Raw genomic sequence first — 12,099 nt, 5'->3', positions numbered from 1 at the left:
GGTTGACACCGGTGTCACAGTCATGAGTTAATACAGTGACACCGGTGTCAGGTTGGTTGTGAGAGACAGCCTGTCAGCGTACCTTTGAACGGGTAAATCAAAGTTGCTCAGTACAATTATTTTCGTGGAGTCTGTAATTGTTACTGAGCCTTTATCCTCTAACTATAGAGATGAGTCGAATTTATATGTTGCATCCTCGTATCCAAGAAGTCACCGAACGCGTTATCGAACGCAGTAAAGAGACCCGCCAAGCTTATTTAGAGCGAATCGCGCACGCAAAAAAACAAACAAGAGTTCGTGCTGGTTTAGGCTGTGGTAATATTGCACACGTTATGGCTGCTTGTAGCAGCGATGACAAAGCTCGTTTAAAATCAGACGAGCAACCAAATCTAGCTATCATCAACGCTTATAACGACATGCTTTCAGCGCATGTTCCTTACAAAGACTATCCAGAAATCATCAAAAGCCTTGCCACTAAGTTTGATGCTACAGCACAAGTTGCTGGCGGCGTACCGGCTATGTGTGACGGTGTTACTCAAGGCCGTGATGGCATGGAGCTTTCATTGTTCTCGCGTGATGTGATTGCAATGTCTACTGCGGTTTCTTTATCGCATGACGTGTTCGACGGTGTTTTCTGTTTAGGTGTGTGTGACAAGATTGTCCCAGGACTTTTAATTGGTGCCTTATCATTTGGTCATTTACCAACGTATTTCTTACCAGCCGGTCCAATGCAATCGGGTATCCCGAATAAAGAAAAAGCCCGTGTACGTCAAAAATTTGCACAGGGCTTAGTAAGCCGTGAAGAGCTATTAGAAGCAGAAAGCGCATCGTATCACAGTGCAGGTACATGTACTTTCTACGGTACCGCAAACTCGAATCAAATGTTAATGGAAATCATGGGCCTACATTTACCAGGTAGCTCTTTCATTAACCCTTACACAGAACTACGTGATGGCTTAACAGGTCATGCTGTAGAAACCATGTTAAAGCAGCTAATCGAAACAAAAGATGCTAACTGCCTTGCAGACGTAGTAAGTGAAAAAACAATTATTAATGGTTTAGTTGGCTTGTTATCAACAGGCGGCTCAACAAACCACGCAATCCACCTAGTAGCTATCGCGAAAGCAGCGGGTGTAATCCTTACTTGGAAAGACATGGCTGACTTATCAGAAGTTGTGCCACTTCTTACACGTATTTACCCGAACGGCTCAGCAGATGTGAACCACTTCCAAGCTGCCGGCGGTATGGGCTTTTTAATGAAGCAACTACTAAGCAAAGGTTACTTACATAACGACGTGAAAACGATTGTGGGTGATGGCTTAGAAGCATACACCACAGAGCCAATGCTAGATAAAGATTCATCAGTGATCATGACTAACAGCACTGGCCCAAGCAAAGTTAAATGGGTAGCGTGCCCAGAAAAATCACACGATGAAGAAGTGTTACGTCCGATTGATAACCCGTTTAGCAAGCAGGGTGGATTACAGCTTCTTACAGGTAACCTTGGTAAAGCTGTTATCAAAGTATCGGCAGTGGCTGAGTCTCACCAAGTTGTTTCTGCACCAGCTAAAGTATTTAGCTCACAAGGTGAGTTACAAGAAGCGTATAGCCGTGGTGAATTAAACACAGACTTTATTGCTGTAATTAAAGAGCAAGGTCCAAAAGCGAAAGGCATGCCTGAGCTTCACAAATTAACGCCAGTAATGGCAACACTACAAGACCAAGGCTACAAAGTGGCGATTGTGACTGACGGCCGTATGTCGGGTGCATCAGGTAAAGTTCCTGCTGCAATCCACTTAGCACCAGAAGCGGTTGAAGGTGGTGTAATCGCAAAAATTCACGAAGGTGATTTAGTGACGCTTGATGCACCAGCGGGTGTATTGAAAGTACACGTAAGCGATGAAGAATTAGCAAAACGTGAATTACAACTTAGCCAACCAAGCCAAACATATGGTACAGGCCGAGAGTTATTCGCAGGTTTCAGAAATATAGTAAGTAGTGCAGACCTAGGCGCAAGTGCCTTTGGTTTAGAATAATAATACGCCGTTACTGGGCTATGAGGAACAAACAATGAGCATTGAGAAAATTTTATCATCGGCACCTGTGGTACCGGTTGTTGTTATCGAAAAACTTGAAGATGCAGCACCCCTTGCACGTGCGCTTTATAACGGTGGCTTAAAAGCACTAGAAATTACTTTACGTACGCCTATTGCGGCAGAAGCTGTAAAGCTAATGAAAGAAGCCGTACCAGAAGCATACGTTGGCACAGGTACTGTGGTTGATAAAGCGACATTTAATGCATCTGTTGAAGCCGGTGCTGACTTCATGGTTAGCCCAGGTGTAAACGACGAATTATTAGCACTGGCTAAAGACACTGATATTCCATTTTTACCAGGTGCAGCAACACCAAGTGAAGTAATGAAATTAGCAAGCCATGGCTTTAAGTTCTTAAAGTTCTTTCCTGCAGAAGCAGCAGGTGGCACTGCAATGCTGAAATCAATTGGTGGCCCTTTACCACAAGTAACTTTTTGCCCTACAGGCGGCATTAGCCTTGAAACAGCACCTAACTACCTGGCACTTAAAAACGTAATTTGTGTAGGTGGTACTTGGATGCTAGATAAACAACTTATTGAAAACAAAGACTGGCAAGCCATTGAAGCGCTTGCTCGCCAAGCAAGTGAAGTAAAATAATTAACGGGAGATATTAGAATGATTAATGTTGCAATTAATGGCTATGGACGTATCGGTCGTAACGTATTACGTGCCCTTTATGAGTCAGCTCAAAACAACGAAATCAAAATCGTTGCAATCAACGATTTAGCACCAGCAAATGTTAACGCGCATTTAACTCAATTTGACTCAGTACACGGTCAATTTTCTCAAAAGGTAACACTTGCTGAAAACACCATGCTAATTGGTAATGACGAAATTACCCTTACGCAAGAGCGTGATCCTGCAAACCTTCCTTGGAAAGCACTAAACGTAGATATCGTTTTAGAATGTACTGGTTTATTCACTTCACGTGACGCAGCGGCTAAACATATTGAAGCGGGTGCTAAAAAAGTAATCGTTTCTGCGCCTGGTACTGACATGGATGCAACAGTTGTTCATGGTGTTAACAGCGAAGTATTAAATGCTGAAAGCAACATCATTTCAAATGCATCGTGTACAACAAACTGTCTAGCGCCAATTGCAAAAGCAATCAACGACAATGTAGGTATCGAGCAAGGTAGCATGACGACAATTCATGCTTACACAAACGATCAAAACTTATCTGACGTTTATCACCCAGACTTATACCGTGCACGTAGTGCAACTCAGTCAATGATCCCAACTAAAACAGGCGCAGCTAAAGCAGTTGGCTTAGTGCTTCCTGAACTTGCGGGTAAACTTGACGGCATGGCAGTACGTGTACCAACAATCAACGTTTCTTTAGTAGACTTAACGTTTGTTGCTAAGCGTGAAACAACTGCAGCAGAAATCAACGAAGTCGTTAAAGCAGCATCAGAAGGCGCAATGCAAGGTATTCTTGAATACAACGAATTACCGCTTGTTTCTATCGACTTTAACCACAACCCTGCGTCTTCAATCTTCGATTCTACCCAAACTAAAGTAGATGGTAAGCTTGTTAAAGTGATGGCTTGGTACGATAACGAGTGGGGTTTCTCAAACCGCATGTTAGACCAAGTTAAAGCGCTAGGTCAGTTCTTATAATAGAACAGTAAAAGTTTAAGCTTTATCCAACAAAGCCACGTTTATCGTGGCTTTTTTGGTTTTTGCTGGATAAAAGCATTTATTCACAGTATCTTGTCTTTAAACATTTTTAGGGACAAATTATGAATAAATTTTTAATACCTTTATGCCTCTTGTTAGTGTCTTGCTCATCAACACAAGATAAAAACCTACCCGACTTTAATATTCCCAAAGATGTGATGACAAAAGCAAAAGACGACTTCAGACGATCTGATGATAAAATTTTATTTATGATGATGGTTAATCAAGCGGGTGATGTTGTGAAAGTCAGTGTATTAGATAATAAGCTGCAAAATAAGCAATTCTTAAATATGTTTAAAAAGAATATGTATAACCTTAAATATCCAAAAGCTCAGCAAGGGGACCCTGAATTTAGAGAATTCATTTTACCATTTGGTGTAAAAACTGAAGTAGAATTCTATGGTTAATCCCAGTTTATGAGGAAAATAATGAAAAAAATCTTATTAACTACTTCACTCTTTGTAATGTCGTTACTGCCTAGTTATGCTTCAGCATCAGAAGAAGCTCAGCAACTTGCAGTGTGTTTAACTGATTCACTAAATGGCAAAGAGCGGAAAAATCTCGCTAAGTGGATTTATCTGGGTATGTCGACGCATAGTATTATTAAGCCTTTCTCGAACGTGACAGAGCAAGATATAGATGAAACTAATCGCTATGTTGGCGCATTAGTTACGCGTTTATTAACCGAAGACTGCCCAAAGCAAGCAAAGGCTGCGATTGAAGTCGGCGGTCAGGGAGCAATGGAAAACGCATTCGGTATTGTGGGTGAAGTTGCGATGCAAGAGTTAATGGCTGAGCCAAGTGTGGGTAATGCTTTAGGTGCATTTGATAAATACCTAGATCAAGATAAGTTTGATAAAGCATTTCAATAATATTTAAAAGGCTTATTCTTTTATAAGCCTAAATCGTTTCATAAGGATATGGATGTTTAATAAAATTAGACAGTTATTCGCTAATAAGCTGTATAAAACAATCGCGCTGGTTTTAGTAATTCTCATTGCAGGACCTGAGTTAATGATGGGGTATGAGCTTATGGCACTACTTGAGTTTTTAGGTCCATCGACATTTGTGCTTATTCATTTAGCTGGATTAATGCTCTACCTTGAAAGGCTAAAAAACGCTTTCATGAACTTTGAAAAACATAGTTTATGCTATAGGCCAATGTCTTCACACATTATTGAAATGCCTGCGTTGATTATTCATTTCCTACCTGAACGCAGCCTAGTTTTAGGTTTTATTAGCTTAGTATCAATTTGTTGTGTACACATGATAGTGATGGCTTAGCGCATATTTGTTCCTAAATTCTTCTGTGTTAAGCTGCAAAAAATTAATAAATGGATTTTTATATTATGGCACGTCTTTATCATCGGCTATTTAGGGCTGAGCAGTTTCAAGTGGGTGAAGGCAATATTAGCGGTTATATTGCTTGCTTCTTAGCGGTTTTATCCTGTTTAGGGGTGTTAGCCTTTCATTTTCCAGAGTACTTAACGACCCCAGAGCTCAGGCAAAATTACAGTGTCGAGTTTTTACGCCAGCTGATGTTTGTGGCATTGATTATTTCAGGCAGTTTAGGGTTGTTGAACTTTGTTCGTAATACTAATAAGCGGCTCGGTGCAACGGCTTGGGTGTTGATCTTACTTGCTATTGCATTTGGTGGGCCGAATGTTGAAGTGGGTGATTTTAGAGATAATACGCCGTACTTGGGGCTTGATTGGTTCATTCTTGATTTACTTGGCTCCACACTGATTTTTATTCTAATTGAGAAGCTACTGCCGCACCGTAAAGAACAAAAAATTCTCCGCTCTGAGTGGCAGGGTGATTTAAACCATTTCTTTGTTAATCACTTAATTATTGGTTTTGTATTGCTGGCTACCAATCAGTTCGTGCATCATGCATTTGGCTGGGCTGTGTCTGATACTGTACAAGGCTTTATTATTCAACTGCCATTTGTACTGCAGTTATTTTTAATTATTTTAGTGGCCGATTTAATGCAGTATTTTGTGCATAGGGCTTATCACGAAGTACCCCTGCTTTGGCGTTTTCATGCTGTGCATCACAGTGCAAAAGAGATGGATTGGCTTGCAGGCTCACGTCAGCATATTTTAGAAATACTCGTGACGCGTAGCTTAGTGCTCACACCTATTTTTGTGCTCGGCTTTCCATCGGATGTCATTAGCTTATATGTCATTATTGTTGGCTTTCAGGCCGTGTTTAACCACGCAAATGTTCGGGTGAAATTTGGATGGTTAAAGTACGTACTAGTTACGCCTCAGTTTCATCATTGGCATCATTCATCTGATAAAGCGGCCATTGACCGTAACTATGCTGCGCACTTTTCTTTTTTAGATTATCTATTTGGCACTGCTGTCAAAGGTCAAGCAGAGTGGCCCGATAAATATGGTGTGGTTGGAGATTTCATGCCAGAAGGTATGTTAAAGCAGCAGGTGTTCCCGTTTAAAAAGCAAAAATAAAGCCTCACTGAGGCTTTATTTATAATTACCTACACTCATAATCGTGAAACTAGCTCAGAAAAGCGAGGGCGTTTGTCTGAGTTGAGTCCTAAGCACTCTTGAGCTATGTCAGCAAGCATGTTGGTAATGTCGTTCTGTTCAGTGACTACAGTCAGTAAATCATCGATAAAATAACCAAGGGCACGTACTTCAATGCCTTCTAATAGCAGCTGTTGATTAGGCGTCAGCATTGATAAGTCAGTTGCAGCACCAAAGTCACCAAATAATAACTCGCCATGTGAATTGATCATGCTGTTATGGGCATAAATGTCACCATGGCTTACTTGTTTTTGATGCAAATGGGCGAGGGTACTTGCCATTTGCTTGACAATTTTTAGCACCATTTCTGGCGCGTACTGGCAGTTGTCTTCGAATGTATCACGTGTACAAGTTGCAAGGGAGGGCGGCAAACCAAGATTCCTAAACTCTTTACTGATAAGCTCCATCACTAAACCAAGTTGTGACTCTTCATCAACATAGCCTAATGCTTTTATGAGATTTGGATGCTCACTTGCTTTTAAACAACAATTTAGCTCATCAAGTGGATAGCCATCACTGGTGATCTCGCCTTTAAATAACTTAAGGGCAACAGGACTTTGATGCCAATTGGCCAAATGAATAACCCCAGACGCACCTTGGCCAATCTGCTTTTTAACATCGATTTCATTCAGGGCGATTTTGCTAAACTGCTCACAGTGTAAGTTAGTTGAGCGATTTAAATCGTTACCAGAGAAGGCAAGCCAAGCAAGTTTCGGTAAAGCTAAAAGCCAATCTTCAACTTTTGTAAGCTTATTGGCACTTAAACGGATTAGCTCAAGTTCTTTACAATTAGCCATTGAAGCTGGCAAATCAGTTAACTGATTACCTGCCAGTGCGAGCTTTTTAAGCTTGCTGTACTCACCGAATGTATCAGGCAAAGCGGGAATTTGATTATCAGTTAAGATCAGCCATTCAATCATCGTTGGCAAACAGTGCGCTTTAAACTCAGTAATTTGATTACCTTTAAATGCCACCATGATTAAGTTTGGGCATTGTCTTAGCACGTCTGGAATATGTTTAAACTGATTAAATGATAAAAACAGCCGTTTGAGATTTTTTAATTTGTAAAAATCGTCAGGTAAATCACTTAGCTTGTTATTAGATAAATCGAGGATTTCTAACGTATCGGCTAGGGTATAAATTTCTTTTGGCAATTCGGTTAGTTCTGCAACAAGCTGAAGCCGTGTACAACCTTGTAGAGAACCGGCTTTTAACTCTTCGAGGGTATTCAATGTTGATTCCTTTGGGCTAAAAGGTAAAAGGCCAACTTGGTTGGCCTTTTTAATTAAAACTGTGCGTTGTGGTAAACGTTTTGTACGTCGTCACAGTCTTCTAGCATGGCTAAAAAGCGTTCCATGACTTCAACGTCTTCACCTTCAATGGGTGCTTCTACTTGCGGCACAAAAGCAATTAGATCTTCGTGGAAATCAGTAATTCCCATTTCTTCAAGTGCTGTACGTGTGTTGTTGTACTCAGTGTGTGGAGCGAATACAGTTACTTTACCGTCTTCAACTTCTACATCTGTTACATCTACATCAGCCATCATTAGTGCTTCTAAAACAGCCTCGTCATCATCACCATCAAATACAAAAATAGCGAGGTGATCAAATAAGTGTGATACTGAGTTTTGCGCACCAATTTTTGCATTCGCTTTTGTAAAACAAACACGTACGTCAGCAAAGGTACGTTTGTTGTTGTCGGTTAAACAGTCAACAATGATCATACAGTTGCCCGGGCCGTAACCTTCGTAGCGAGTTGCTACGTAATCTTCGCCGCCACCGCCTTTGGCTTTATCGATTGCACGCTCAATTACATGCGTAGGTACTTGGTCTTTCTTAGCACGCTCAATTAAGCGACGAAGCGCTAAGTTGCCATCGGGATCAACACCACCATTCTTAGCGCAGATATAAATTTCTTTTCCGTACTTTGAATAAACTTTGGTTTTTGCACCCGCAGTTTTTGCCATTGAGTCTTTTTTGTTTTGATAAGCTCTGCCCATCTGCGTGTTGCCTTTTTGTTATAGATAAAAATAAAGCGGTTATTCTAATCATTTAACCTACTAGTTAACAGTGTTTATTCATCGCTTTGCTGTAACTGCCACATTCGTGCGTATTCACCATTTGCTTCAAGCAGTTGTTGATGTTGACCTTGTTCAACAACCTGTCCTTGTTTCATAACAATAATTTTGTCTGCGTCAGTAATTGTTGATAAACGATGCGCAATGACTAAGCTGGTATGTCTTTGTGCAACTTCACGCATAGCGCTGAGAATGGCTTGTTCTGAATGCGAATCTAGCGCCGATGTTGCCTCATCAAATAATAAAATGGGTGAACCCTTTAAAATGGCTCTGGCAATTGCAATGCGTTGTTTTTCACCACCCGACACTTTTAAACCGCGTTCACCAACAAGGGTTTTATCGCCTTTATCTAGGCTGGCAATGAATCCATCTAAATGGGCAAGGCTTATGGCTTTATCAATTTCATCTTCGCTTGCCGTTGGATTTCCGTAGGCGATGTTTTCGCGAATGCTGGTGTTAAATAGCACGGTATCTTGCGGTACGATGGCAATTGCTTGGCGCAAACTTTCAAGTGTCACTGTGTTGATTGCTTGCTCATCGATATAAATTTTACCTGCATCAACATCATAAAAACGGTAGAGCAGGCGGCTTAGAGTGCTTTTACCTGCGCCACTGGCACCCACAATCGCCACTTTGCTGCCAGAAGTCACCTCAAAGCTTAAGTTATTTAAAATTGGTCTTTGTTTGTCGTAACTAAACGACACATTTTCAAATCGAATAGCTGCTTTGGTTGCTTTTAATGGTTTTGGATCTTTGTCATCGCTAATGGCGGCTTTTCGATTTAACAGCCCCAGCATATTTTCAAGGTCAGTCAGCGCACGGCGTATCTCACGATAAACAAAACCTAAAAAGTTAAGTGGTAAAAATAACTGGATCATATAAGCATTGATCATCACAAGCTCACCTATTGTTAGCTCTTTGTTGACCACTGAGCTGGCACCTAGCCACATTAGTGCTGTAATAGCCGTGGCTATAATAAGTGCTTGCCCTGAATTAAGCGCAAGTAACGATAAACGATTTTTTAGCCTCGCTTGTTCCCACTTAGCTAAAAAGCCGTCGTAGGTGCTCGCTTCATAGTGTTCATTGTTGAAGTACTTAACGGTTTCGTAATTTAGTAAGCTGTCGATTGCACGGGTGTTTGAGTTGTTATCGGCAGTATTTGCTTCACGAATAAATCGGTTACGCCACTGAGTTACAATCACAGTAAAAGCAATGTAACTAGCAACCGCAATTAATGTGACCAGTGCAAACCAAGGTGAAAACAAGGTTGCAAAAATAATGGCTACTGTGATTATTTCAAATAGCGTTGGCACGATGTTAAACATCAAAAAGCGCATTAAAAAGCTGAGGCCACTTGTGCCACGCTCTATATCGCGACTGATACCGCCTGTTTGCCTGTCAAGATGAAAGGCAAGTTCTAAACTATGCAAGTGTTTAAATACTTTTAAGCCAATATGGCGCATAGCGTGCTCTGTAACACGGCCAAATAACGCATCGCGTACTTCACCAAAAAATACACTGGCAAAGCGCAGTAAACCATAGGCGATCAGCAAGGCAATAGGAACGCTTAATAGCGGGTTGATACTCGCATCAACCGCGTCAATTATTTTTTTTAGTGCCCAAGGCATCAGCAATGTGGCGCCTTTTGCAGCAATAAGCGCTAAGATGGCTAAAATAACCCGGCCTTTAAAGGTTATTAAATAGGGCCAGAGTGTTTTTATGCTTTGTGATAAGTTCATTGCATCAGGCGATCTCGTCACCTGTTCTTTGCGGCTCATTCCACGCATGGGGGTCTCTTAAAATCAATTTGATAAAAATAGGCAAAAGCTTTCGTGTTTTAGGCAAGTGTAATTTGTTAATTTACCTCTATACTGAATGCATTATACACCAGCGCATTAGCAAATTAGTTAAATGCATGAGTAAAACACGAAGAAAATTAAGGAGTAAGCATGAAAACCGTCGGTTATGCAGCACATGATTCTGAAAAACCATTAGAGCCGTATCACTTTGAACGCCGTGCACTTCGTGATGAAGATGTATCAATTGAAATTCTTTATTGTGGCGTGTGCCATTCTGACTTACACACCGCAGAAAACGACTGGGGCTGGACTCAATACCCAGTGGTACCAGGCCATGAAATCGTTGGTCGCGTCCTTGAAGTAGGCAGCGGCGTTACTAAATATAAAGTGGGCGATAATGTTGCTGTGGGTTGTATGGTTGATAGCTGTTTAAGCTGTGACCAGTGTCATAACGGTGAAGAGCAGTTTTGTCGCGAAGGTATGGTAGGGACCTATTCAGGACAAGACCGCATTAGTGGTGAGCTCACTCAAGGTGGTTATTCAAAACACATTGTGGTGCGTGAAGAGTTTGTATTGAGCGTGCCTGAAGGCTTAGACCTTGCTAGATGTGCACCAATTTTATGTGCCGGTATCACAACCTATTCGCCACTACGCACGTGGAATGTCGGCCCAGGTAGCCGTGTTGGTGTGATCGGGCTAGGTGGTTTAGGTCATATGGCAATAAAAATCGCAGCTGCAATGGGCGCACATGTTACGGCAATTAGCCGTAGTGATAAGAAAAAACAGCAGGTTTTATCTTATGGCGCAAAAGATTTATTGGTATCGAGCGATGAAGCTGCCATGCAAGCGCATGCAAATCAATTTGATGTGATCATTAATACCATTCCGGTAAAACACGACTTTACGCCGTATATTCCGCTTTTAGATATTGATGGTACGCAAGTATTGGTTGGTCAAGTGGGTGAACTTGAAGAGACTAACTCAGTGCCATTATTAATGGGACGTCGCCGTGTTGCTGGCTCATTGATTGGTGGTATAGCGCAAACTCAAGAAATCCTCGATTTCTGTGCACTGCATAATATTCTGCCAGAAGTTGAAATGATTAAAATGGACCAAATAAATGACGCATTCGATAAGTTAAAGCAAGGTGATATGGCCTCACGCTTTGTTATCGATATGTCATCATTAGAAGTTTAACAAAGTTAAATTACTAAGCGGGCTTAATTAGGCCCGCTTTTGTTTTAGTCACTTTTATTTAAGTAATAACTTGTGTTTTATTTTTTTGCCCTCATTATATCCCTGTTATCCACTTAATTTATTGGTCAGTTCTTGTTACGGTTTTTCTCAGTCATTATCTTGCTATTTACTGTGTTCTTTAGCGCACAGAGCATGGCTATGCCTGACACGCACTCACACTTTGCTGCGACTAAATTGTTCCAAGTCGAGCTGACTAAAACCCCAGTTATTTCCCAAACTCATGCAGTTGAACATCCTAAACCGGTAGAACCATCCGGGTTTGATACCCTAGTGCCGCGTTTAACTGCCAGTAATTCATCATTATTTCTTTATCACAGTCAGGTTGACCCTGATTACGAGTTATTAATTGAATTCTTTGCTGAAGACTGGAGAAAAGAGCACTTTTTAGCGCCGCCAGGTGTAGTGCGTGTACTCCCATGGTTTGCATTAGCAACTCAACGAAAATCCCGCATTAGTGGCTGGAAAGACGCCAACCTCTTGTACAAAGCCAATACCACCTTCCATAGCTAAACGACGCGCCGCCAGGTGTAGTGCGTGTACTCCCATGGTTTGCATTAGCAACTCAACGAAAATCCCGCATTAGTGGCTGGAAAGACGCCAACCTCTTGTACAAAGCCAATACCACCTTCCATAGCTAAACGAC

The 12,099-nt window shown here is 41.4% G+C and carries 12 protein-coding genes; 9 read left to right on the top strand and 3 right to left on the bottom strand.

Features of this window, described 5'->3' with window-relative positions; genetic code table 11:
• The first annotated feature begins 185 nt into the window (after positions 1–185).
• From edd to L1D51_RS17480, 7 genes are all read left to right on the top strand, one after another.
• On the top strand, positions 186–2,036 hold the full coding sequence (gene edd, locus L1D51_RS17510; RefSeq protein ID WP_062564509.1) for a phosphogluconate dehydratase: 1,851 nt from the start codon (positions 186–188) through the stop codon (positions 2,034–2,036).
• Positions 2,037–2,070: 34 nt separating this feature from the next.
• Complete coding sequence (locus L1D51_RS17505) at positions 2,071–2,691, top strand: bifunctional 4-hydroxy-2-oxoglutarate aldolase/2-dehydro-3-deoxy-phosphogluconate aldolase (protein WP_054551439.1); 621 nt, start codon at positions 2,071–2,073, stop codon at positions 2,689–2,691.
• 18 nt (positions 2,692–2,709) lie between these two features.
• Positions 2,710–3,714, top strand: coding sequence for a type I glyceraldehyde-3-phosphate dehydrogenase (gap, locus tag L1D51_RS17500; protein ID WP_239964383.1), 1,005 nt, complete (start codon positions 2,710–2,712; stop codon positions 3,712–3,714).
• A 122-nt stretch (positions 3,715–3,836) separates the two neighbouring features.
• Positions 3,837–4,181: a hypothetical protein gene (locus L1D51_RS17495; RefSeq protein WP_239964381.1), complete on the top strand. Its 345-nt coding sequence runs from the start codon at positions 3,837–3,839 to the stop codon at positions 4,179–4,181.
• A 21-nt stretch (positions 4,182–4,202) separates the two neighbouring features.
• Positions 4,203–4,646 (top strand): hypothetical protein, encoded by a 444-nt coding sequence (locus L1D51_RS17490; protein ID WP_082422943.1) that lies wholly within the window; start codon positions 4,203–4,205, stop codon positions 4,644–4,646.
• A 52-nt stretch (positions 4,647–4,698) separates the two neighbouring features.
• Positions 4,699–5,058 (top strand): hypothetical protein, encoded by a 360-nt coding sequence (locus L1D51_RS17485; protein ID WP_239964379.1) that lies wholly within the window; start codon positions 4,699–4,701, stop codon positions 5,056–5,058.
• A gap of 65 nt (positions 5,059–5,123) precedes the next feature.
• Positions 5,124–6,245: a sterol desaturase family protein gene (locus tag L1D51_RS17480; protein WP_239964377.1), complete on the top strand. Its 1,122-nt coding sequence runs from the start codon at positions 5,124–5,126 to the stop codon at positions 6,243–6,245.
• Between the two features lie 35 nt (positions 6,246–6,280).
• Here L1D51_RS17480 and L1D51_RS17475 read toward each other — a convergent pair whose 3' ends face one another.
• From L1D51_RS17475 to L1D51_RS17465, 3 genes are all read right to left on the bottom strand, one after another.
• Positions 6,281–7,555, bottom strand: coding sequence for a protein kinase (locus tag L1D51_RS17475; RefSeq protein WP_239964375.1), 1,275 nt, complete (start codon positions 7,553–7,555; stop codon positions 6,281–6,283).
• A 53-nt stretch (positions 7,556–7,608) separates the two neighbouring features.
• A complete protein-coding gene (locus tag L1D51_RS17470) occupies positions 7,609–8,322 on the bottom strand; it encodes a YebC/PmpR family DNA-binding transcriptional regulator (RefSeq protein ID WP_054561631.1) in 714 nt (237 codons plus the stop codon).
• A 74-nt stretch (positions 8,323–8,396) separates the two neighbouring features.
• The gene (locus tag L1D51_RS17465) at positions 8,397–10,139 is read right to left on the bottom strand and encodes an ABCB family ABC transporter ATP-binding protein/permease (protein ID WP_425605552.1); all 1,743 of its coding nucleotides are present in this window, start codon (positions 10,137–10,139) and stop codon (positions 8,397–8,399) included.
• Positions 10,140–10,349: 210 nt separating this feature from the next.
• Between L1D51_RS17465 and L1D51_RS17460 the strand changes: the two genes are divergently transcribed.
• Both L1D51_RS17460 and L1D51_RS17455 read left to right on the top strand, forming a co-directional pair.
• A complete protein-coding gene (locus L1D51_RS17460) occupies positions 10,350–11,396 on the top strand; it encodes an NAD(P)-dependent alcohol dehydrogenase (RefSeq protein WP_239964373.1) in 1,047 nt (348 codons plus the stop codon).
• Between the two features lie 198 nt (positions 11,397–11,594).
• The gene (locus L1D51_RS17455) at positions 11,595–11,966 is read left to right on the top strand and encodes a hypothetical protein (protein WP_150114716.1); all 372 of its coding nucleotides are present in this window, start codon (positions 11,595–11,597) and stop codon (positions 11,964–11,966) included.
• Positions 11,967–12,099 lie beyond the last annotated feature (133 nt).

It is taken from the genome of Pseudoalteromonas shioyasakiensis (assembly GCF_022398475.1).
In the GTDB taxonomy this organism is placed as follows: Bacteria; Pseudomonadota; Gammaproteobacteria; order Enterobacterales; family Alteromonadaceae; genus Pseudoalteromonas.
The sequence above is the reverse complement of the archived record's forward strand: the minus strand, read 5'-3'. Positions and strand labels throughout refer to the sequence as shown.